The sequence below is a fragment of the Proteus mirabilis HI4320 genome, from assembly GCF_000069965.1.
In the GTDB taxonomy this organism is placed as follows: domain Bacteria; phylum Pseudomonadota; class Gammaproteobacteria; order Enterobacterales; family Enterobacteriaceae; genus Proteus; species Proteus mirabilis.
This window is the reverse complement of sequence record NC_010554.1, coordinates 214374-235612: the sequence shown is the minus strand read 5'-3', so window position 1 is coordinate 235612 and position 21239 is coordinate 214374. Positions and strand designations below refer to the sequence as shown.

Annotated in this window: 18 protein-coding genes and 1 pseudogene; 15 read left to right on the top strand and 4 right to left on the bottom strand. The window is 39.0% G+C overall.

Annotated features, from left to right (window positions below; genetic code table 11):
* Positions 1–29 precede the first annotated feature (29 nt).
* The 11 genes from pcnB (at position 30) to fbpC (ending at position 12574) form a co-directional block, all read left to right on the top strand.
* Positions 30–1586 (top strand): polynucleotide adenylyltransferase PcnB, encoded by a 1557-nt coding sequence (pcnB, locus tag PMI_RS00955; protein WP_370463127.1) that lies wholly within the window; start codon positions 30–32, stop codon positions 1584–1586.
* Complete coding sequence (gene folK, locus PMI_RS00950) at positions 1579–2076, top strand: 2-amino-4-hydroxy-6-hydroxymethyldihydropteridine diphosphokinase (RefSeq protein ID WP_004245001.1); 498 nt, start codon at positions 1579–1581, stop codon at positions 2074–2076. The genes pcnB and folK overlap by 8 nt, the downstream gene beginning before the upstream one ends.
* Before the next feature lie 357 nt (positions 2077–2433).
* Positions 2434–3225 (top strand): 3-methyl-2-oxobutanoate hydroxymethyltransferase, encoded by a 792-nt coding sequence (gene panB / locus PMI_RS00945; protein ID WP_004247283.1) that lies wholly within the window; start codon positions 2434–2436, stop codon positions 3223–3225.
* Positions 3226–3268: 43 nt separating this feature from the next.
* On the top strand, positions 3269–4120 hold the full coding sequence (gene panC / locus PMI_RS00940) for a pantoate--beta-alanine ligase (protein WP_004245004.1): 852 nt from the start codon (positions 3269–3271) through the stop codon (positions 4118–4120).
* Positions 4121–4148: 28 nt separating this feature from the next.
* Positions 4149–4529 (top strand): aspartate 1-decarboxylase, encoded by a 381-nt coding sequence (panD, locus tag PMI_RS00935; protein ID WP_004247282.1) that lies wholly within the window; start codon positions 4149–4151, stop codon positions 4527–4529.
* Between the two features lie 200 nt (positions 4530–4729).
* Entirely contained in the window at positions 4730–5362 is a 633-nt protein-coding gene (locus PMI_RS00930; RefSeq protein WP_004245006.1) for a response regulator transcription factor, read from the top strand.
* A gap of 1 nt (position 5363) precedes the next feature.
* The gene (locus tag PMI_RS00925; RefSeq protein ID WP_004245007.1) at positions 5364–6911 is read left to right on the top strand and encodes an MASE1 domain-containing sensor histidine kinase; all 1548 of its coding nucleotides are present in this window, start codon (positions 5364–5366) and stop codon (positions 6909–6911) included.
* Between the two features lie 82 nt (positions 6912–6993).
* Positions 6994–8331 carry an MFS transporter family glucose-6-phosphate receptor UhpC gene (gene uhpC / locus PMI_RS00920; RefSeq protein ID WP_012367500.1) on the top strand — a complete coding sequence of 446 codons (1338 nt, stop codon included), beginning with the start codon at positions 6994–6996 and terminating at the stop codon, positions 8329–8331.
* A gap of 2 nt (positions 8332–8333) precedes the next feature.
* Positions 8334–9365, top strand: coding sequence for an ABC transporter substrate-binding protein (locus PMI_RS00915; protein WP_004245009.1), 1032 nt, complete (start codon positions 8334–8336; stop codon positions 9363–9365).
* Positions 9366–9439: 74 nt separating this feature from the next.
* Positions 9440–11518, top strand: coding sequence for an ABC transporter permease (locus PMI_RS00910; protein ID WP_004252510.1), 2079 nt, complete (start codon positions 9440–9442; stop codon positions 11516–11518).
* Between the two features lie 15 nt (positions 11519–11533).
* A complete protein-coding gene (gene fbpC / locus PMI_RS00905; protein ID WP_004245012.1) occupies positions 11534–12574 on the top strand; it encodes a ferric ABC transporter ATP-binding protein in 1041 nt (346 codons plus the stop codon).
* A 180-nt stretch (positions 12575–12754) separates the two neighbouring features.
* Here the strand turns inward: fbpC and dsdA are convergent, their stop codons facing one another.
* Both dsdA and dsdX read right to left on the bottom strand, forming a co-directional pair.
* Entirely contained in the window at positions 12755–14083 is a 1329-nt protein-coding gene (gene dsdA, locus PMI_RS00900) for a D-serine ammonia-lyase (protein ID WP_041707080.1), read from the bottom strand.
* 12 nt (positions 14084–14095) lie between these two features.
* A complete protein-coding gene (gene dsdX, locus PMI_RS00895) occupies positions 14096–15433 on the bottom strand; it encodes a D-serine transporter DsdX (RefSeq protein ID WP_004245014.1) in 1338 nt (445 codons plus the stop codon).
* A 221-nt stretch (positions 15434–15654) separates the two neighbouring features.
* On the opposite strand from dsdX, the gene dsdC reads away from it, so the two are divergent.
* Positions 15655–16599, top strand: a complete 945-nt coding sequence (dsdC, locus tag PMI_RS00890) for a DNA-binding transcriptional regulator DsdC (protein ID WP_004245015.1) — start codon at positions 15655–15657, stop codon at positions 16597–16599.
* 70 nt (positions 16600–16669) lie between these two features.
* Here dsdC and gss read toward each other — a convergent pair whose 3' ends face one another.
* Positions 16670–18547 carry a bifunctional glutathionylspermidine amidase/synthase gene (gene gss / locus PMI_RS00885; RefSeq protein WP_012367498.1) on the bottom strand — a complete coding sequence of 626 codons (1878 nt, stop codon included), beginning with the start codon at positions 18545–18547 and terminating at the stop codon, positions 16670–16672.
* Between the two features lie 590 nt (positions 18548–19137).
* Between gss and PMI_RS00880 the strand changes: the two genes are divergently transcribed.
* The 3 genes from PMI_RS00880 (at position 19138) to PMI_RS00870 (ending at position 20511) form a co-directional block, all read left to right on the top strand.
* Entirely contained in the window at positions 19138–19434 is a 297-nt protein-coding gene (locus PMI_RS00880; protein WP_004245017.1) for a helix-turn-helix domain-containing protein, read from the top strand.
* Positions 19435–19767: 333 nt separating this feature from the next.
* Positions 19768–19968 (top strand): hypothetical protein, encoded by a 201-nt coding sequence (locus PMI_RS00875; RefSeq protein WP_012367497.1) that lies wholly within the window; start codon positions 19768–19770, stop codon positions 19966–19968.
* 54 nt (positions 19969–20022) lie between these two features.
* Positions 20023–20511, top strand: a complete 489-nt coding sequence (locus PMI_RS00870) for a hypothetical protein (protein ID WP_012367496.1) — start codon at positions 20023–20025, stop codon at positions 20509–20511.
* A 194-nt stretch (positions 20512–20705) separates the two neighbouring features.
* Here the strand turns inward: PMI_RS00870 and PMI_RS18815 are convergent.
* Positions 20706–21186 (bottom strand): annotated as a pseudogene (locus PMI_RS18815) (Hcp family type VI secretion system effector).
* Between the last annotated feature and the right edge of the window lie 53 nt (positions 21187–21239).

The window sequence follows — 21239 nt, the reverse complement described above, 5'->3', positions numbered from 1 at the left end:
TTATTAGATTTAATTATTCGAGGTGTCATATTTTTAACCGAGTAGCGCATTTCTGCCGTAATTTGCTAGGACGACAAACAACATCGTCAGATACAGAATCGGTAGCGAGTGAAAGGCCTGTCACTGCATCTGACCGACCTAAAAAAGAAACACAAACGACTGTGCGTCGGCGTCCTGCCCTATCCGCAGACCGTCCCCGTAAGAACAAAAGTAATAACGAAAAGGCGAACGGGAGTGATTTGCCAATGACTGTGATCCCAAGAGATCAACACCCGATTTCGCGTAAAGACATCAGTGATAACGCACTAAAAGTTCTTTATCGTCTGAATAATTCAGGCTTTCAGGCTTATTTAGTGGGTGGTGGTGTACGCGATCTATTATTAGGGAAAAAACCAAAAGACTTTGATATTGCTACCAATGCAACGCCAGAAGAAGTCCGTCGATTATTTCGTAATAGCCGCTTAGTAGGTCGACGCTTTCGTCTAGCGCATATTATGTTTGGCCCCGAAGTGATTGAAGTCGCTACTTTCCGTGGCTCTCATGAAGATCATGAAACATCCGATCGCAATCAGTCACAACAAGCACAAAGCGGTATGTTGCTGCGCGACAATATCTTCGGATCGATTGAAGAAGATGCCATTCGTCGGGATTTTACCTTAAATAGTCTCTATTACGGCGTCGATGATTTTGCTGTACGTGATTATGTGGGGGGCTTGGCTGATCTTAAATCAGGTACTATTCGTTTAATTGGCTCTCCTGAAACTCGCTATCGTGAAGATCCAGTTCGGATGCTAAGAGCTATCCGCTTTGCCAGTAAACTGGATATGCGTATCGCACCGGAAACTGCAGAGCCAATTAGCCAATTAGCACCACTATTACGTAATATTCCTTCAGCACGCCTATTTGAAGAATCGCTGAAATTATTACAAACAGGACATGGTTATAAAACCTATCGGTTAATGCGCCATTTCCAACTTTTAGAGCCTCTTTTTCCATTAGTTGCCTCAAGGATCACTGAGCAGCAAGATACCCCAATGGAAAGAATGATCGAACAGGTGCTAAAGAATACCGACTATCGTATTAGTAAAGAAATGCGCGTAAATCCGGCATTCTTATTTGCAGCAATGCTATGGTATCCCTTAGTGGAGCATGCCGAAAAACTGGCTCAAGAAAGTGGACTGTCTTATTACGATGCTTTCTCAATGGCGATGAATGATATTTTAGATGAGCAATGTCGTACTATTGCGATCCCTAAACGTATCACCACCACGATGCGTGATATTTGGCAATTACAGCAGCGTTTACCTAAGCGTCAAGGGCGCCGAGCCAATAAACTGCTTGAGCATCCTAAATTCCGTGCAGCATTTGATCTACTGGAATTACGCGCTAATGTACAAAGAAATCCTGATCTGGAAGCATTAGCCGCTTGGTGGGCTGATTTTCAGATTTCAAACAATACACAACAACGCTCTATGGTCTCTGAATTAGGTCCAGGCCCGGTACGCAAAAGAACACGTCCTCGTAAACGTCCTCGTCACCCTAATGCAAAAAATAATGCACCAAGACAAGAGAACAAACATGAGTAAGCAACAACAGCGTGTGTATATTATTCTGGGCAGTAATTTAAACTCACCAGAACAGCAAGTAAAATCGGCGATAAAAGCGATTAGTGAAATCCCTAATACTACACTGATTGCCCAATCACCTTGGTATCGCACACGCCCTATGGGACCTCAAGATCAACCCGATTATCTCAATATGGCTGTCGCCGTTGATACTACTTTAGCCCCAGAAGAGTTGCTCGACCATACACAAGCAATTGAACTTGCCCATGGTCGTGAAAGAAAAGCAGGTAACCGTTGGGGACCTCGTACCCTTGATTTAGATATCATGTTATTTGGTGATCAAGTTATACAGACCGAACGTTTAACTGTGCCTCATTATGGACTTAAGGTGCGTGAATTTATGCTTTATCCATTGGCGGATTTAGCACCTGAACTTTGTTTCCCTGATGACGGAGAACGATTAGCAGACAGATTAGCGCTCGTACCTAAAAATGGTATGGAAAAGTGGTGATACCACATAATAAGCGTGTTTGATGTTAATGGTTGATGCTGTTGACTGACAGTATCAACCCCGTTCACAACTCTCTTGTACTGTTCCTTTATCGCGTTATCCCTCCCCATAAGTGATAAAATACGCCCTTCCCTCCCGCCTGTTATATCACCATTTCTAATTCTTGGATAAATATCAAAATATTTTTTATTTCTATTTTTTATTATTCAATTCACGACTTTTTCTTCGTTTTTAGTACGTAGATGCTACAATCAGCAGTTAATGTTTTTTATTTATGCCATATTCTCTTTAATAAACAAATAATTAACTGACATAAATAACTCAATTTACACGCAACACACCATGGAGTTTATTATCATGAAGCCGGTTACGCTATCTACGCTCAATCGCTATAAACAAGAAAAGAAAAAGTTTGCCACTATCACGGCTTATGATGCTAGCTTTGCTCGTCTATTTGCCAATGAAGGTATTCCTGCCATGTTAATTGGTGATTCACTCGGTATGACACTACAAGGTCATGACAGCACATTACCTGTCACCGTTGAGCAAATTGCCTATCATACCCGTTGTGTAAGAGCAGGCGCCCCTAACGCTTTCTTAATTGCTGATATGCCTTTTATGTCTTATTCCACTCCAGAGCAAGCCTGTCTTAACGCAGCTATTTTAATGCAAGCGGGAGCGAATATGGTCAAAATTGAAGGAGGAAGCTGGCTTATTCCTACAGTCAAAATGCTCACTGAACGCGCAGTGCCTGTTTGTATTCACTTAGGCTTAACCCCTCAATCTGTTAATGTGTTTGGTGGCTATAAAGTACAAGGTCGAGAAGAAGCTGCTGCAGAGCAACTTAAGCAAGATGCTATGGCGCTTGAAGCCGCAGGAGCACAACTAGCTGTATTAGAATGCGTCCCCGTTTCCGTAGCAAAAACTATTACCGGATCACTCAATATTCCCGTTATCGGCATTGGTGCCGGCAATGTCACTGATGGACAAATTCTTGTGATGCATGATTTATTAGGTCTAACACCTAATGCCCCTAAATTTTCTAAAAATTTCTTACAAGAAGCTGGCTCCTTACCCGAGGCTGTCAGACTGTATGTTCAACAAGTTGAACAAAAACTGTTCCCTCAAGAACAACACTCATTTAACTGATTTATCATTTAAATTCATTAAAATAGTTTAAAGGAGTCACGCTATGCTAATTATTGAAACAACGCTTATCTTACGCCGCGAAATTAAGCGACTAAAACAAGAAGGTAAACGCATTGCATTGGTTCCGACCATGGGCAACCTGCATCAAGGTCACCTAAAACTGATAGAAGAAGCGCGTATTCATGCTGATGTGGTTATCGCCTCTATTTTTGTTAATCCAATGCAATTCGATAGAGAAGCCGATTTAGCAAACTATCCACGAACCCTACAAGAAGATTGTGAGTTACTGCGCGATAAACATGTTGATATTGTCTTTGCCCCATCAGCGAAAGAGATGTACCCAAATGGGATGGAAAACCAAACGATTGTTGAGGTTCCAGTACTTTCTTCTGTGTTAGAAGGCGCTAGTCGCCCAGGACATTTCCGCGGTGTAACAACCGTTGTAAGTAAACTATTCAACCTTGTACAGCCTGATGTCGCGCTATTTGGTGAAAAAGATTATCAACAACTGCAGATCATAAAAAAAATGGTCAGTGATTTATGTTTTGATATCAGTATTATTCCAGTCCCTATTGTGCGTGATAAAACAGGATTGGCATTTAGCTCTCGAAATCGTTTGTTATCAGATAATGAAAAACAACAAGCCCCTGTGCTTTATCAAGCTATGCAACAGATAGCCGAGCAATTAAAATCGGGAAACCTTGATGTTAACCAACTATTACAAACTGCCAAAGCAACCCTTGAACAGCAAGGCTTTCGTGCTGATGAATGTTTTATTTGTGATGCACAAACACTAGCACCACTTAGCGAAGAGAGCCGATGTGCCGTTATTTTAATGGCAGCTTGGTTGGGTAACACTCGTTTAATCGATAGCCAACAAGTTAGCTTAGTCTAATGAATAATTAAAAATAGGAAACGCAACAATGCTACGCACCATGTTACAAGGCAAACTTCATCGCGTAAAAGTCACCCAAGCTGATCTTCACTATGAAGGCTCTTGCGCGATTGATCAGGATTTTATGGATGCCGCTGGTATTCTTGAAAATGAAGCCATTGATATTTATAACGTTGATAATGGTGAACGTTTCTCTACTTATGCCATTTGCGCAGAAAGAGGGTCTGGTATTATTTCTGTCAATGGCGCAGCCGCTCGCCGTGCTGCTGTAGGTGATCGCTTAATTATTTGCTCTTATGTGCAAATTCCAGATAGCGATGCGCGTAGCCATAAACCCAACATTGCCTATTTTGAAGGCGACAATGAAATGAAACGCATTGCTAAAGCCGTTCCCGTTCAAGTCGCTTAATCTGCCTATCCCCCTTACAAATGGAGGTTCCCTGTTTGTGAGGGGGTAATTCTGCCCTGCTAATTGTCTCGATTCAATACGCTAAAAGCGAGAGACAAAGCGCAAAAGCGTGTTTTTGCTCCCTTTTTTCTCGCATAACTTCCTGTAGCTTGTTATAAAACAGATAAATATTACCTAACAATGCTTAGCCTAATAAAAATATGATAAACGTTGCTCTCATCGATGATCACATTGTTGTGCGTTCTGGATTTGCACAACTGCTAATGCTAGAGCCGGATATTAATATTGTCGGTGAATACGCAAATGGCCAAGAAGCTTGGCCCTATTTATTAAATGATAATATTGATGTGGCGGTGATGGATCTCTCTATGCCTGGAGAGAGTGGCCTACAATTACAAAGTCGATTAAAACAAAAACGCCCTGATTTTCGGACAATTATTTTAAGTATTTATGATACCCCCGCATTTGTACAAAGCGCTTTAGATTCCGGTGCCCATGGCTATTTAACTAAGCGCTGTGGTCCACAAGAGCTCGTTCAAGCAGTACGTGCTGTGTATCAAGGGGGCTGTTATCTCTGTGCTGATGCCATGAAAGCACTTCGACAGACACCAGAAAAAGAAGATGCTTTACATAGTTTAACCCCTCGCGAAAGAGAGATTTTTAATCTGCTAGTACAAGGTATTAATGTTAAAGCTATCGCCGTACAACTGAATCTCAGTCATAAAACGGTGCATGTTCATCGAGCCAATATACTGGGTAAATTGAACTGTGAAACAACCATTGATTTAGTCCATTTTGCATTAAACAATCAGTTAATCACCGGAACACTCTAACATGCAAAGAGGCGCACGTTTTTTTCTTCAATCTCTCTTTTTATTGTTGACCTACTCTTTACTCTGGTTGTCACTTTGGGTGATCAGTTTTTATCTTAGTCATAATGGTCAACAAGCCGCACTTTTTTTACCTCAAGGCTTACGGCTGGCATTATTTATTTTACTTTGGCGACGTTTTTGGTTGCCGATGTTATTGGCCGAATGGGGGCTTTATTACTGGCTAACTCAACAGCAATTAATTACCCATGTAACTCTTTATCTCTCACCTTTAATCAGCTTATTAGTCGCACTAGAGGTACAACGGATCTGGTGGCGTTACCCACTTTATTGGCAACGGTTAACCTTACTTATCGCAGCGGTCGGATTTAATAGCCTATTACAAGCCTTCCTACTCAGTTTTTTTCTCACGACGTCCACCAGCGCAATATTTTTAACCTCAATAACAGGTGGTATTTTATTGGCTCCCTTTGTTTTTCTACTTTATGAATATTTACGCGAATTACAAAGTCGAGTATTAATCGCCGAAATCACCCCTGAGCCACCATTGCGTACCTCCTTATTAATGTGGGTATTTCTCTTTTGTCTTATTGGATTAAGTGCACAATTCTTTCTTACCCCAGAAATTGAACGCTTATTAGTTATTCTGGTTTTTATTCCTAATGTTTTTATGGCTTATCGTTATGGTTGGCAAGGGGGCGTATTATCCGCGTTGTTAGGTAGTTTAATGATTACCTTTGCTAGACAAGTAAATGGTGCTTTTGCCGATTTGCATGAATTAGAGATGTTTTTAACAACCCAAGCCTTAATTGGTATTGGTTTAGGTATAGCTATTAGTCGCCAGCAACAACTTGCCAATAATTTACGTCATTATCAGCTACGTTTAGAGCAAGAGTTACAAGCACGCCGAGCGTTGATGGAACAACTAGTACATACCGAAGAAGATGTTAAAAAAGCCATTGCTCGTGAATTACATGATGAAATTGGACAAAATATTACAGCTATTCAAATTCAGTCAATGTTAGTAAAAAGAAGTGCAGATAACGATAAAACACGTCAGTCAGGCGAGCAAATTGAGCGATTAGCCCAACAAATACATCAATCTACCCGACAACTGCTACGCCAACTAAGGCCGCCTATTTTAGAAGAGATGTCATTAGAGAAGGCACTACACCATTTAATTGATGAGTTCTCATTTCATGAAAATGGTATTCACTGTCACTTTCATTATGCTCTTGAAACAGAGCCTGAAAGCGACACCATTATTTTTACACTCTACCGACTAGTGCAAGAACTACTCAATAATATCAGCAAACACGCTAACGCCAGTGAGATCCACATTTCGCTTACTCAACATCAAGCACAATTACGACTGGTTGTTCATGATAATGGTATTGGCATTTTGCCTACACAACCTAATAACGGTTTTGGGCTACGAGGTATTGAAGAGCGGATCTGCGCATTGGGGGGAGAATGGGAAGTAATTAGTCAGCTTGGTACTAAAATAATTGTTAACTTACCCACAAATTCAATAGAAAAGCGTGAAAACTAGGAATTAGTCTTAGTCATCTACAACCTTCTCTCATTCTTTTTAACTGCATTTTTCTTACATTGGCAATATCAGAGAGGATGTTATGTTAGGTAAAAATTCGGCATCAATAAATAAGACCTATGATTTTTGGCGTAAAAATTTAATGTTGTCGATGATCATTGGCTATGCCACGTTTTACCTGACTCGTAAAAGCGTCAATTTTGTGATGCCCGTTATGCAAACGGAACTGCATCTAGATAAAGGTGATATTGGCTGGATAGCCAGCCTGTTTTATCTCACTTATGGTCTATCAAAATTTCTCTCTGGTATTTTCCATGACCAATACGGCTACCGTTGGTTTATGGGCGCAGGTCTGGTAATGACAGGGGTGATGAATATTATTTTTGCCTACTGTTTATCCTTTCCTGCCTTGCTTTTAGTCTGGGCACTTAATGGTTTCTTTCAAGGATGGGGTTGGCCCCCTTGTGCAAGGTTACTCACCCATTGGTATTCACGTAATGAACGCGGTTTCTGGTGGGGATTATGGAATATCTCCATCAATCTTGGCGGGATGAGTATTCCCCTTTTAACCGCTTGGTTGGCAACCCATTTTAGTTGGCAAATAGCCTTAGTTATTCCCGGCCTAATAGGTATTGTTATGGGGTTATGGCTTTGTATGCAACTAAAAGGAACACCAGCAGAAGAAGGGTTACCCACAGTAGGTGTATGGCGGCGCGATATTTTTGAATTACGTCAAGAGCAAGTATCGCCTTCGACCCCTATGTTAACCATTTTGAAAGAAAGCATCTTATTTAACCGAATGATCTGGTTACTAGGTTTTTCTTATATTTTAATTTATCTCATTCGTATGGCGATAAATGATTGGGGAAATATTTGGTTATCAGAAACCCATGGCGCTAACTTGTTAAGTGCTAATGCCATTCTTTCTCTTTTTGAGATGGGTGGATTGTTAGGCGCGTTATGTTCAGGCTGGGGCTCGGATTTATTATTCCGTGGCCAACGAGCACCAATGATATTGCTGTTTTCACTCGGGCTTTTTATCGCAGTAACAGCACTTTGGCTAATGCCAATTCATCATTATGCATTGCTTGCAGCCTGTTTTTTCAGTATCGGTTTTTTTGTGTTTGGACCACAGATGTTAATCGGACTTGCTGCCACAGAATATTGTCATAAAAACGCAGCAGGTACGGTAACAGGCTACTTGGGATTGTATGCCTATTTAGGGGCTGCAATAGCAGGTTGGCCATTAAGTCAGGTCATGGCGCATTATGGTTGGACTGGGATGTTTGTATTATTAACCAGTGCTGCGGCCTTAATGGGACTACTACTAATGCCATTGCTGATCGCTGATGTCAGTAAACGTGAGCATTTAGTTGGCCCACTTTCATTTTCCGATGACGACACATTTAAAAGGTTCTGAACATGAAACTGAAAACTCTCTCTACACTTGTTGCCGCCGGCTTAGCTCTTTCTACGGTAAGTTTATCCACCAGTGCTGCGGGTCGCTTAGTGGTTTATTGCAGTGCCACAAATGCGATGTGTGAAGCTGAAACTAAAGCTTTTGCTGAAAAGTATGATGTTAAAACCACTTTTGTTCGTAATGGCTCCGGCAGTACATTAGCGAAAATAGAAGCAGAAAAACGCAATCCACAAGCTGATGTTTGGTATGGCGGAACAATGGATCCTCACTCACAAGCGGGTGAAATGGATCTGCTAGAGCCTTATGTATCCGCCAATCTTGATCAGATCATGCCACAATTTCGTGATCCGGCTAAACGCAAAGGAAACTACTCTTCTGCGGTTTATGTCGGTATTCTAGGTTTTGGTGTCAATAAAGATCGTTTAAAAGAGAAAGGTCTACCTATTCCGACCTGTTGGAAAGATTTAGTCAAACCTGAATACAAAGGTGAAATTCAAATCGCTGATCCACAAAGTTCAGGCACTGCATACACTGCATTAGCAACTTTCGATCAATTATGGGGAACAGAGCAAGCCTTTGATTATCTGAAAAAACTAAATACCAATATCTCTCAATATACTAAATCAGGTATTGCACCAGCGCGTAACGCCGCCCGTGGTGAGGCCGCGATTGGTATCGGCTTCTTACACGACTATTCACTCGAAGTTGAAAACGGGGCACCACTAGAGCTTATCTCACCTTGTGAGGGCACAGGTTACGAAATTGGCGGTGTCAGTATCATCAAAAATGCCCGTAATATGGATAACGCTAAGTTATTTGTAGACTGGACACTCTCTAAAGAAGCACAAGAAATTAGTTGGAAAGAGGGTAAATCTTACCAAATTCTCACCAATACCACGGCAGAGTCTTCCCCGATGGCTTTGAAATTATCAGACTTAAAACTGATTAACTACGACATGGATAAATATGGCGATAGTGATGTTCGTAAAGAGCTGATAAATAAATGGGTTACCGAAGTAAAAATGGGTAAATAGCCTATCAATAGGGCGAGAGATGCTCTCGCTCTTTTTTTTACATAATAATAATGAGCTTTACTGTCGGGGGATTTATGTCTCACACACTCGCTTTGTCTGAAAAAAAGAGGTGGGATCCCATATTTTTATGGATCCTGATTGCATGGATGGCATTTATATTAATGCCTTCATGGAGCCTTGATTATGGTCTATTTGATTCTACCGCAGATGAATTACTTACCTCTTATGGCTGGAGTAACTTAAATATCAGTCTGCTCTGGTTTTTACTTCCCAGCATACTATTAATTCGTCCTTTACATCCTGTAGGGCGAGAAAATCGTATTCGCCACTATTTTGATGCAAGTTTTGCCTTTTTCTGCGCCTTTATCACTATTGTTACCGCAACGATGGAAGGTCGTGGTCTGGGTTATTCGGTTATCGTGCTATTTATTTCATTAGGAATGATAGCCAAGCATGCTTTAACACGCTTAGAGTGGTTAGGGGGTGATAGCTTTGTGATTGGCTCATTAATCACAGTTGTCGCCTTAATCGGTGTTTTTATTATCTTTCCAAGTGTCGCTATCTTTATTCCGATGTTTCAAGATAGTGCTGGCAATTTTGCCCCCTTTGAATTTATTGCCATTCTCAGCCAAGCCCATATTGTTCAGGTGATGATCAATTCAATCTTACTGTCTATCGCAGTTGGTATTGGCTGTACTTTTTTTGGTTTGATCCTCGCCATTTATACATCACGTATTGCAGTAAGATCAGCGATTATTGGTCGAGTATTTTCTATTTTACCTATTGTCACTCCCCCTTTTGTTGTGGGTTTAGGTGTGACCTTGATGATGGGACGTTCAGGTTATATCACTGAATTTTTGGCAACTTATGCAGGTTTAGAAAATACCAACTGGTTATATGGCTTTACGGGAATTTGGCTTGCACAAGTACTTGCCTTTACCCCTATGTCTTTTATGATCTTAGATGGTGCAATTAAAACTATCCATCCGTCATTAGAAGAGGCTTCTTATACCCTTAGAGCTAATCGCTACCAAACATTCTTTCATGTTTTTATGCCGTTACTAAAACCAGCATTAGCCAATGCCTTTTTGATCGTTATAGTGCAATCATTGGCTGATTTTAGTAACCCATTGGTGCTAGGTGGCAACTTTGACGTGATTGCCACTCAAATTTATTTCTATATCACCGGCTCTCAACTTGATTACCAAGCAGCAAGTACGTTAGGTGCTTCACTGTTGGTATTCTCATTATTAGTGTTCTGCATTCAATATATGTGGATTGGCAAACGCTCATATGTCACGGTGTCAGGTAAATCCTATCGTGGTGATGTTCAACCATTACCCACCTCCTTAGTAACCTTTGTCACTAGCGTGTTGGGTATTTGGGTTATCTTTAATATCTTACTCTATGGCAGCATTTTCTACGGCAGTTTTACGGTTAACTGGGGTGTGGATTACACCTTAACCTTTGATAACTTTATTAAATTATTTGGTCAAGGGATGAGCGATGGCGCATGGCCATCATTACTTGATACCTTACTTTATGCGGGTATCGCAGCACCTATTACCGCTATTTTAGGGCTTTTGATCGCCTATATTGTCGTGCGCCAAGATTTTAAAGGTAAAAAGAGTATCGAATTTACGACTATGCTCTGTTTTGCCGTTCCCGGTACTGTTGCGGGGGTCTCTTATATCTTGGCATTTAATGATTCACCGTTTTATTTAACAGGAACGGCAGCCATTGTGATTATCTCAATGACCATGCGTAACGTGCCCGTGGGAATACGAGCGGGTATTGCAGGATTAGGGCAAATCGATAAATCGTTGGATGAGGCGTCATTAAGTTTAAGAGCAAATTCAATGCGAACTATTTTGTATGTGCTATTGCCTTTATTACGCCCCGCGATTTTATCCGCTTTAATTTATAGTTTTGTCCGCGCGATAACCACCGTCAGTGCGATTGTATTCTTAGTCACCCCTGAAACTCGCGTTGCTACCGCTTATATTTTAAATCGTGTTGAGGATGGTGAATACGGCGTCGCAATTGCCTATGGCTCGATTTTAATCATCGTGATGTTGGCTATTATTTTCTTATTTGACTATTTGATTGGCGAAGCCCGTGTTTCACGCTCTAAAGCCAAAAATGCACAGTAATACGGAGTATAAATCATGACACAATCACATTTCGTTGAACTGAAAAATATTGTTAAGCGTTTTGGTACAAACACGGTAATTGACACTCTCAGTTTATCTATTCCTCAAGGAAAAATGGTTTCGTTATTGGGGCCATCAGGTTGCGGTAAAACGACAGTACTACGCTTAGTAGCTGGATTAGAAAAACCAACAGAAGGTAAAATTTTTATTGATGGTGAAGATGTTACTGATCGCTCAATCCAACAACGTGATATTTGTATGGTGTTTCAGTCTTACGCCCTGTTCCCTCATATGTCTTTAGGTGACAACATTGGTTATGGCTTAAAAATGTTAGGTCGCCCAAAGGCAGAGATCAAACAGCGAGTGGCAGAGGCTCTAGCCTTGGTAGATTTAGCAGGATTTGAAGATCGTTTTGTCGATCAGATTTCAGGCGGTCAGCAACAACGAGTGGCATTAGCTCGTGCTTTGATCTTAAAACCCAAAGTGCTGTTATTTGATGAGCCATTAAGTAATCTGGATGCTAACTTGCGCCGTAGCATGAGGGAGAAAATTCGTGAATTACAACAACAGTTTAATATCACCTCCCTGTATGTTACCCATGACCAAAGTGAAGCTTTTGCCGTTTCCGATATGGTGTTAGTGATGAATAAAGGCAAAATAATGCAATTAGGTTCACCACAAACTTTATATCGCCAACCGGCCTCTGAGTTTATGGCAAGTTTTATGGGAGATGCCAATCTCTTCCCTGCTACTCTAGGGGCTGATTATGTTGATATTTTTAATTATCGCTTACCTCGCCCCGAGAACTTTAACAGCAACAAAACCGAAATTAGAGTGGGTGTCAGACCTGAAGCTATTACCTTATCTCAACAAGGTGAAGCTTGTCAGCAATGTACAATAATCCATGTCGCCTATATGGGACCACAATATGAGGTGACTGTTGCATGGCAAAATCAAACATTGTTATTACAAGTGAATGCAACCCAACTTCAACCTAATGAAGGTGATAGCTATTATCTACAAATCCATCCTTATGGGATGTTTATCTTAGAATAATGGCTTTTATTTTAGTGAGTGAGGCACCCAATGGGTGCCTCTTTTTTTATCGTTATAAACTACAGCATCTTCCCCTGATGTGACATCCTGGTGTAAATACAGAAGTGATATTACAGATAAGCTTATAATCTTATCCTTTTGTTTTATAATGTTATTATTTGTTTTATTGTTATATGGTTGCTATTCCCCTTGCGCAAGATATTTTTGCATTTCATCAGTTGGCACCATACCGCCCCCCGTCGCCCATACTAAATGCGTCGCATTGTGCATTTTTTGACTATCAAGTGATAAACCTTGTAGATAATCTTTAGCTTGAGAAACATGAATAGCCCCTGTCATTCCTGCTAAAGCGGAAGGCTCTAACTGGATCCCTTCTTCTTTGTTTAACAAGCTCAATAAGTTATATAACTCTTGATCATCAATGGTGTAATAGCCATCAATCAAACGCTCCATTGCCCGTCCAACAAAGCCAGAGGCTCTACCTACCGCCAAACCGTCAGCTGCAGTAATATTGTCGATACCCACTTCTTGAACAGAAATACCATCATGTAACTGGGTATAGACCCCAAGTAACATACAAGGAGAATGGGTTGGCTCAGCAAATAGACAATGTACTGCATCACCAAATGCCAGTTTTAACCCAAAAGCAACACCACCAGGCCCTCCGCCTACACCACATGGCAGATAGACAAACAGAGGATGTTCACTATCGACCGGAATATTAAGCGTTTCAAATTGATGTTTTAAACGTAATCCAGCGACGGCATAACCCAAGAATAATGTTTTTGAATTTTCATCATCAATAAAGAAACAACGAGGATTTTTTTCTGCCTCTTTACGTCCTTGTTCAACCGCAATACTGTAATCTTGCTCATATTCCACAACATTAACACCATGAGCGCGTAGCTTGTCTTTTTTCCATTGACGAGCATCCGCAGACATATGAACACTAACGCTAAAGCCCAGTTTTGCACTTATAATGCCAATCGACATTCCTAAGTTACCCGTGGAGCCGACGGCAATACTGTATTGGCTAAAAAATTTGCGGAATTCATCAGAAAATAATTTTTCATAATTATCCTCTGTGGTCAGAAGCCCGGCCTCTATGGCTAATTTTTCAGCATGAGTGAGCACTTCATAAATCCCCCCGCGCGCTTTAATTGAACCAGAAATAGGTAAGTGGCTGTCCTTTTTCAAACGCAATTGTCCCTCAATAAGGGTGTTATAGCGCTTTTCTAGTGCCTCTTTCATTTGAGGGATATCCACAACGGCTGATTCGATGATCCCCTCAGTTGATGCGGTTTCTGGAAAGGCTTTCATTAAATAAGGTGCAAAACGTTGTAATCTTGCCTGTGCATCCATCACATCATTTTGCGTTAAACCTACATAAGGAAGTCCCTGGTCAGTTGAGGTAACATTTGGGTTAAACCAAACCACCTCTTTTAAATCCACTAAATCACGTACCAGTGGATAATCATTTTTTAATTTATTTATATCTATCGTGGTCATCGTCATTCTCTTTTATATGACAAAAGAAAGCATAAAAGTGCCCCCTAATGCCACAAATGAAGCAATAAAGGTCGCGATACTATAAAAACGGAAAGTTTCGCTTAATGTGGCATTACAATACTGTTTTACTAACCAAAATAGGGAGTCAGTGACAATCGTACAGCCAATAGCCCCAGAGCCAATTGCCAATGTAATAATTTCAGGGCTAATATCTGGATACATTGGCATTAATGGTGCAACGATAGCGGTCGCACCCATCATAGCAACCGTTGCTGATCCTACTGCTGCATGCAGAATAATCGCTACTAGCCAAGCTAATAAAATAGGATGCATATCCAAATTAGAGAGGATCACCGCCAATGAATCGCTTAAACCACTCCCTTTTAAAATGCCGTTAAATGCGCCCCCAGCACCAATAATTAACAAAATATTGGCAATAGAGCTAAAACTATCTTCTGTTTTTTTCAATAGGGTACTCATGCCCATATTACGGCGAATACCTAAAATATAGTAAGCAACAAAAGCAGCAATAAACATTGCAGTAATCGGGTTACCAATAAATTGTAATGCAATATAAACCGAAGTGCCTTTTTCCATATTAAGCTCTGCGGCGGTCTTAATCAGCATCAGAACAATAGGTAATAAAACCGTAAATAATGTCGCCCCAAGTGAAGGTAAATCTTTTTCTTGACGAATTTCCATATCAGAAAATGCTTCTGGTACGGTTTTAAAAGGTAAGCGCTCACCCAATACTTTTAAGAAAAGAGGCCCGCCTACTAATGAGGCTAATAATCCAACAGCAAGACCGGCAACGATCACCGTTCCCATATCGGCCCCTAACTCATTAGTGACAAAAAGCGCTGCAGGGTGTGGAGGAACAATACAATGCACGGCCATTAATGCAGTACATAAAGGGATGGCGAGTTTTAATAATGAGGTGTTTGTTTTTTTAGCAATAGAGAATGCTAATGGAATAAGTAGCACTACCCCTACTTCAACAAACAGGGTAATACCACAAATCAGTCCCACCAATACCATAATAACATCCGGTGATAACCAACGGCATTTTTGTAAGGTGATACCGATGCGCTCTGCCGCCCCCGATATTTCCATCATTTTACCGAGAATAGTACCCAAACCAATAATGGCGGCTAAAAATCCCAGCGTTCCCCCAATCCCATTTTCAATTGCACTGACCATTTCTAATGGGTTCATTTTCATTGCCATACCGACAAAAAAACTGGCAAGTAGTAGTGCTAAAAATGGATGAAACTTAAGTTTTATTATAGTAAAAACAATGAGCAAGATACTTATAATCAGAGTACCTAGTACCCATAGTGTCGGTTCCATAGATCAATCCCTAATTTTTATTTATTGTTAAACATATTGAATATTAATCATTCGACACTTACAAATGATGAAAATAGATACTAAGATGAATTCAATTAAGCCAAATAGGTGATCAGATGCACAAATATTTATCATTTAGATTTCATCTTGGCTATCTTTCACCTTAACATTAACTTGATTATTACCTTACGTTACTAATAATAATTAAATGAGAATAAAAAATGTTTGGATCTTCTAACGTGATTTTGAGAAATAAGCGCTTATCCAGTTATCAATTAGCACGACTTCACACTTTTGAAGCAACAGGACGGCATTTATCATTCGCTTTAGCCGCAGAGGAATTGTCCTTGACGCCTAGCGCGATTAGCCATCGTATTAATACACTAGAGAAAGAATTAGGGATAAAGCTATTTAATCGCTTTCATCGGCGTATTGAATTAACCGAAGAAGGTGAACGTATTTATTGGGCATTGAAAAAAACACTTGAAGATATTAATCAAGAGATTTTAGATATCTATAATCAAGAAATATCTGGCGTATTAACGGTGTATTCTCGCCCTTCTATTGCGCAATGTTGGCTTGTACCTCGTATTTCTGATTTTACTCAACGCTATCCTTCTATTGAATTAAACTTACTTACTGGCAATGACGATATTAATTTTCGTGGTTATGGTATCGATCTCGCTATCTATTTCGATGATAAACACCTGAAAAATCTCTATTGTGAAGATTTAATCTCAGAATCAATTATTCCTGTTTGTAGCCCTGAATATGCTGCTCGCCATGAATTAGTAGGTAATATCCATCACCTTGCTAATTGTACTTTGTTACATGATAGACAAGCTTGGAGTAATAACTCTGATTTTGATGAATGGCGCGCTTGGAGTGAATATATGGGATTAGGATTATTTCCAAATAAAAGTAATATTTGTTTTGATCGCTCTGATTTAGCTGTTATTGCTGCCGTTAATCATTCCGGTGTCGCAATGGGGCGTAAACGCTTAATTCAAAAACAACTCGCAAATAATGAATTAATAGTCCCTTTTGATAATTGTGAGTTTTTTTGTGCACAACGCTATTATCTGGTTACCCGCGATGAAAAGAGTAACGCTAAAGTACAGCTTTTTATTCAATGGCTGAAAAAACAGATCTTACAAGGGATGTGATCTGACAAAATAAAAAAGAGATCGGTTTAATCTAAGCCGATCTCTTACTCATTGGATGATGGTGATGAAATTAATCCGCTAAAAAGTGTTTATCTTCAAGGACAATTAATGGCTCAATATCACTGTCTTTTTTTATCACTAATGTCGGATCAGAGCGTAAGCAACAACCACCATAATGTCCATCTACCGTAAAGGTACAAACCTGAATATATCGGTTAGACACTTTTGGTAAACACCATAACTCTTGATAAATATTTTCTTGATGTTCAAATTGACCACTGGTTTCACCTAATACATTTTCTTGGTGATCAACTAAACCAATATTACTACCACAGCGCCCAGCAATAGGCTTAACTGCATAACCACTCTGCGACAAACGTGGGGTTAAAGTGAACTCAGTATCAAGTAGATAAGGATTATCTGGGAAAAGTTGCCACAAAATAGGTAATATCGCTTTATTACTTGGAATAAGTGTCCAAAGAGGTTCAAAAACCGTGATTTCAGGGCGTAAAAGAACATCAACTAAACGAACTTCTCCCGCCGGATCACCAATACGAATAGGAATAAGTGACTGTTGTTCACTCTCTTCTCTTAGTTGATCTAACGCGGTTTCCCAAGCCCATGTTTTCCATACACATTCAACAATACGTTTATCACCATCAATTAACTGACCACGACTATTCCAATGCAGCTCTTTTAGTCCACGCAGAATTTTGCTGCTATAACCGGCTTTAGTCAGTGCTTGTTGCATAAAGCGAGCATGATAATCTTCTTCATTATCATCATCTTGAAGAATATGTACAAATGGCTTCGCATCACTGTGTTTCCAAGCATCTGATAACGCATCTAATAGACGTTCACCCGGGTTATAACCTGCTTTAATGCCACCCTGTTTAGCCCATTTTTCAATAATTAATCCGGCTTCAGTATGGCAAGATGCAGAATCAGCGTTATATTCATACACCTTGATACCGCGCTCATCCATACAAAAATCTAACCGTCCAGTGATCATTTGATGACGTCTATTTTGCCATGATAGGCGGATACGGGGCCATAACACTTCAGGGATCGCAAATAAACGCAGTAAATTATCGTCTTTCAGCACTTTTTCCGTTGCATGCAGATACATCAAATGCATTTCATTGCTAGCACGTATAAGTTCATGCTCAGCACTTTCTGAAATGGTGAAATATTCATAGCTGTCTTGATTAATCGTATGACCGTGCTGTGCTAGCACATAGGCTTTTTCTAACGGATCGCTTTCATCTAGCCATTTTCCAGCAAATTGCCCCTTGTTGGCTAATTTGGCCTCATGAATAGCTAACAATTCAGGGGCAACTTTAGGTTGAGGTAAACTGTAGGCATTAGGTTCTGTTTGGATCATCCAACCTAGCAAGGTGGTATTATCAAAGGTATCTTCGATAAAATAGCCATTATCACTCACTTTAAGTGGTAACTCTCGTGTCCATTGTTGACCTCGCGGTAACCTAGTGTGGATCACATTTTGTTCTGCAATACGGATTTTATCTTCTAATACTTCGGTAATAACCGCCACATGACCGGTGACTTTAAACTCTCCCCCTTCTTGCCAAATAAGCAACGCTCCTACCGTCGGTGGCTGTTTGCTGCCATTTGCAAAAGCTTGCAAGGGTAAAATATCGTCATCAATCGTTCTTCGTAAGAAACGTAACGAGAAGATCTCATAGGCCATTCCCACATCAGTAAAAACAACCCCGTAATGTAAATAGAGAAAACGGCGTGCAAATTCAACACATTGCCACTTATGCCCCATATACTCATTACCAATATAACTACGGAATGAATCATTGGCGGCATAATCTTCTTTATCTATACTGCTGTAATCTGAAGAGTAAATCGCAACACCACCAGGTGCATAACCGAGTAATGTTCCAAATGGTTCATGACGAATGATCTCTTTTACATTCATAATCTCGACCTTGACGATAATTAGATAATGACTCTGTAATACTTATAATCACCATGTATTATAAGTAACCATCTTAACGCTATCGTCTATCTGATGTGAATGTAAATTTATCAATTTAGATAAAGTAAAAATAATCGAGTTGATTCGATGACATAAAGCTGATTGCGGATTTGACCTGACAAAAAAACTCAAAAATAGTCTGTTATAAATAATATATAACGCCTATTTTTGAGTGTAATCAGTCAAAGAGGTGTTTATCATTTGTTATTCTCCTTTCTTATTTACTCCTTCTCAATCATAAATGCGAGTCTATATAAGTAGAAAAATTGCGTTTATACAATATATAGCACTCTCTATCAAAAAAATGCCGTTTTTCATTCTGCCAAAGTAATTTTTTTTAACATAGGATAAAAAATTAATTATCAATAATAATTTTGTGACTATAAATAATTTACTCAACTAACCGATAACAAAAAGTATGAATTTGACTCATTCAAGTAGGAGAGCTTGAGCTCGTTAAAATTCAGCTTAAAAAACATTGATATTTAATGAAATATTATCAGTAGTTGATAGGAGGAAAGAGGTCACCAATGTCAAAAGTTTATCCTATTTCTCAAATTATTGGACATAAAATTCGCCAACAGCGCCAACACTTACGTTTATCCGCTAAAGCAGTGGCTGAAAGAGTCGGCGTTAGCCAACAGCAATTTTCACGCTATGAGAATGGGCTATGTAAAATTGATGTTGATATGCTCTTCCTTATTGCTAAAGAATTAAATGTTACACCAACCGCTTTTCTTCCTTCACCGCTTAATGAAGATCCTATCGCTTCTTCAAGCGCTGTCACCCAATCTAAGCTATTTTGGAGCGCACAGAGTCAAATTTAATGACCTAAATAACCGTTAATTAGGATCTATAGTGAATTTTTTCGCAAAAGGTATTATTTTGCATTTTTCAATATAAATACAAGTTAGTAACTCCCCCACCTTGTTGAACAGCACCCAAAAAATTGGGCTCTTTTAATCCAAATTGAAGGGTGCTTATTTAAAAAAGCGAATCGCCTTTATTCAACAGAAAAAACAAAACAGATAATGTCGTTTTGCTCCAATTTAATTAATGCCTCATTGAGTCATTAGGTTATTTTTTTGCTAAAATAAAAATAGTTATCTAATAACATCTGAACTCACTTAATAACCATAACATTAAAAAGTGGTAAAAATATGAACAACAACAACGACGAACTCAATAATGCTCTATATCGAGTCGCTTTAGTGTTAGATAAAGGGCTTGAATCAACAAGAGAACTAGCAGCTGGTTATGTAGAAACAATGGGATTGGGGTTTGATAGATCTGTTAGGAATCTATCGTATTTTTTTGATGGCTATGAAGATGTCTATGAAAATATAAAATATAAAATATAAAATATAAAATATAAAATATAAAATATAAAATATGAAGATGATAGATTTTTTTTAATGGTCAAGGAAACTTTTAAAGGTAATAACCCAATAAGAGCAATTATCATAAGATACTTAGAACACCTTTTTACTAATCTGAACGATGATGAAATGAATAATCTTAAAACCCTATTAAGAGGTGTATTCCTTACATCTGGGGCACTAGTAACAACAGGAGGAGTTCGTGTTTACATAGCCACAGCCGCATCTGAACTTATATATAATACGGTACTAAGAAATGCCATTGCCCACAAGTTAATTAGAGGTGGTGGAAATATAGCAATGGCTTTTGTGGGAGGGTATGGCATCATAGAGATGGCTTCTCAAGCAAAGGAAAGATTACGCTATAGCAATCCTACTCTGTATTATGACCTTGTTTTAATGAATTTAGAAATGGGGTATTTTATAGTAGAACCAAATATATCAAAATGGTTATATATGATAGGATCTGAAAAGAAAAGTGTTGATGAAGTTTATCGAGCAATAAATGGATTAATTTATAATTAATGGTAATTAAGTGATGAAAAATTTTTTCGTATCGATTCTTGATAGTATCAGATATAGCGTAATTGCATTTTTTTTACTGGCTATGTTTAGATTACCTGAATCATCATTTGTCGCAGGGCTATTGTTTTCACTTTTACTACTCCTATATCTAAAAAAAATATACTATTACCTACGTAAAGCAACTTATAAAATCTTCAAATAATATTTTGCTCGTTTATGGAATATCCACTTGTACCAGCACAAATATGGTTCCATGAAATAGACTCATATCGTAGTAATATTTTTTCATGGGAGACGATAGAGTATCCGTTAGATGATTCTGGTGAAGATTGTGTAAAATCCACAATAGTTGCATTACTCAATTTAATTTCAAAATATTTTTCTAAAATACCAAATTGGTTTATCCTGAAAAAGTCAAAATTAGCATCTAATAATTCATTATTAGATATGGCAACGCCTAATAACGGGGATGACTTATCAATTGGTTTAATGAATAAAACTGGATGGTGGACTGAATTTTGCATCCTGCTTATTGTGTAATTTAAACTTAAAACCTGTATTTGATCTTTATGGACTGTTTGATATCTATTACCAATTGAATCAACTGTAGAACAATTAGCTGATATTAATCCTTGTTTTTTTACCTTTTAAGGTTAAGTATTTTACGTCAGACATAACCACTCTATTTAATTCAGTCTATAATGATATTAACAGAATAATTTTAAAAT

Coding starts and splice junctions, on each gene's coding strand:
- PMI_RS00880 (WP_004245017.1), top strand. CDS start 19,138: ATGTCAAAAGTTTATCCTATTTCTCAAATTATTGGACATAAAATTCGC.
- dsdX (WP_004245014.1), bottom strand. CDS start 15,433: ATGGAACCGACACTATGGGTACTAGGTACTCTGATTATAAGTATCTTG.
- PMI_RS00910 (WP_004252510.1), top strand. CDS start 9,440: ATGTCTCACACACTCGCTTTGTCTGAAAAAAAGAGGTGGGATCCCATA.
- PMI_RS00915 (WP_004245009.1), top strand. CDS start 8,334: ATGAAACTGAAAACTCTCTCTACACTTGTTGCCGCCGGCTTAGCTCTT.
- folK (WP_004245001.1), top strand. CDS start 1,579: ATGAGTAAGCAACAACAGCGTGTGTATATTATTCTGGGCAGTAATTTA.
- dsdA (WP_041707080.1), bottom strand. CDS start 14,083: ATGACCACGATAGATATAAATAAATTAAAAAATGATTATCCACTGGTA.
- panC (WP_004245004.1), top strand. CDS start 3,269: ATGCTAATTATTGAAACAACGCTTATCTTACGCCGCGAAATTAAGCGA.
- panB (WP_004247283.1), top strand. CDS start 2,434: ATGAAGCCGGTTACGCTATCTACGCTCAATCGCTATAAACAAGAAAAG.
- PMI_RS00930 (WP_004245006.1), top strand. CDS start 4,730: ATGATAAACGTTGCTCTCATCGATGATCACATTGTTGTGCGTTCTGGA.
- PMI_RS00870 (WP_012367496.1), top strand. CDS start 20,023: ATGGTCAAGGAAACTTTTAAAGGTAATAACCCAATAAGAGCAATTATC.
- PMI_RS00925 (WP_004245007.1), top strand. CDS start 5,364: ATGCAAAGAGGCGCACGTTTTTTTCTTCAATCTCTCTTTTTATTGTTG.
- panD (WP_004247282.1), top strand. CDS start 4,149: ATGCTACGCACCATGTTACAAGGCAAACTTCATCGCGTAAAAGTCACC.
- uhpC (WP_012367500.1), top strand. CDS start 6,994: ATGTTAGGTAAAAATTCGGCATCAATAAATAAGACCTATGATTTTTGG.
- PMI_RS00875 (WP_012367497.1), top strand. CDS start 19,768: ATGAACAACAACAACGACGAACTCAATAATGCTCTATATCGAGTCGCT.
- fbpC (WP_004245012.1), top strand. CDS start 11,534: ATGACACAATCACATTTCGTTGAACTGAAAAATATTGTTAAGCGTTTT.
- gss (WP_012367498.1), bottom strand. CDS start 18,547: ATGAATGTAAAAGAGATCATTCGTCATGAACCATTTGGAACATTACTC.
- dsdC (WP_004245015.1), top strand. CDS start 15,655: ATGTTTGGATCTTCTAACGTGATTTTGAGAAATAAGCGCTTATCCAGT.